2 protein-coding genes are annotated in these 1,005 nt (G+C 44.5%); both read right to left on the bottom strand.

The window, feature by feature from the left end; genetic code table 11:
- On the bottom strand, positions 1-442 hold a 442-nt coding region (locus A3761_RS03505; protein ID WP_197472790.1), incomplete at its 3' end, for a sirohydrochlorin chelatase.
- Positions 435-1,005, bottom strand: a 571-nt coding sequence (locus A3761_RS03500; RefSeq protein WP_156491564.1) for an aminotransferase class I/II-fold pyridoxal phosphate-dependent enzyme, incomplete at its 5' end; no start/stop codon positions are given. The genes A3761_RS03505 and A3761_RS03500, both read right to left, overlap by 8 nt.

Below are 1,005 nucleotides of genomic sequence, written 5' to 3'. Positions count from 1 at the left end.
CTACAACCACTAGCATAGTGTCATAAAGTTGATCTGGAGGGTTGTTGGAGTCTAGCCCGAGTGACTCATATATTCTTGCTTGAAACGCCTCGATCATCGCTTCGTGCAAGCCGAGTTCATTGCCGTAAGCGACTTTCACGTTCCCCTTTTTCTCTTCGAATGTCGTCAATACAGATGGAATGTCGTTCTTTGCGTGAGTTGCGGCAAACAACATTCCTGGAACCGCGTAGATCTCTTCGACACCTTGATCAATTAACGAGTTTAGACCCATATGAATGTTGGGTGCGGAGAACTCCAAAAAGCCATATTCGACAGGCATATCTGGAAATCGTTTTTTTAGTCCTGCTGCGACACGCCCAAATTCACGCTCTGCGCCTTTGTCTCGACTGCCATGGCCACAGACCATAATGCCACGTTTTACTTCCACTGATTGATCAGCCATATTGCCTCTCCATTTGTATGTCGTTTGCGGTGCCAGCAAAATATTTTTTTAATGCGTGCATGCTTTGTTTAATTTTATGATTTAGTTCCGTCACTTGTTGGACGTTTTGTATATCGACAAAGCCTATCCTAATTAAAGAATGCCCTTTACCGATTTTGATTAATCGAAGTAAAACACCGTGCTGTGCAAACACTTCGAATAGTCGTTTTGCTTTTTCATCTTCGAGGGTATAGGTCGAAAACAACAATTGGTGGGCTTCTGATACATCGCCCCCTTGTTCTCGCAATTGAATAAATAAACCTTGCCACAGCTTTTGGTTATCTCGAGACAAGTCGAGGTATCGCTGGCGCGCGTCAGCTTGCCATTGCGCATCAAGAAACGCTCGAGTCGCTATTTCTTGGGCAGGCCCATTGACATCCCAAACACCAATGAAAGCCTTCATCTCATGCAAAAGCGTTTGGCCCGCAAAAACAAAACCGAGCCTCAAGCCTGGTAAGCCAAAGAATTTACCGAATGATCTTAATACCACCATATTCGCTGCAAAATTAGCACCCAAAACACTT

Source organism: Oleiphilus sp. HI0123 (assembly GCF_001635315.1).
This window is presented reverse-complemented; position numbering and strand designations above follow the sequence as displayed.